A 373-nucleotide genomic window follows, 5' to 3' on the forward strand; every position below is an offset into this window, starting at 1 on the left:
CGCGGCGCGGTCTGCGCTCGCCTCGTCCATCGTGATGTTGTCCGCCGGGGTTACGCCGGCGAGCTTGAGCTTGTCGTGCTTGGGAAACAGCGGGCAGTCGAGGTCCAGCCAGTCCGGGTGCGTCAGCACGGTCGTGGAGGCTGCCGTGTTCGTGCCGAACGTCGCGGAGTAGCGGCCGTGACCAGTGGTCGAGGTGCCGTAGTACTCCGCGAGTGCGCTGGCGGTATCTCGCTGGTTCACGCGACCGCGGAGAACTCCGCGGTCCTGGAGGGCGTGCAGGTCGAGCGCTGCCAGGCGTGCGGCTACCTCGCGGCGAGCTGTGCCGGGATCCCAGCCTGCGCGTGCGTCGAGCCAGTCGAGAGCGGCGACGATC

At 69.7% G+C, this 373-nt stretch carries 1 pseudogene; it reads right to left on the reverse strand.

Annotated elements, in window-relative coordinates:
* Positions 1 to 373, reverse strand: a pseudogene (locus SK803_RS46450) (transcriptional regulator); the annotation flags it as partial.

Origin of the sequence: Lentzea miocenica, from assembly GCF_033949945.1 — a bacterium.
Classification (GTDB): Bacteria; Actinomycetota; Actinomycetes; order Mycobacteriales; family Pseudonocardiaceae; genus Lentzea; species Lentzea miocenica.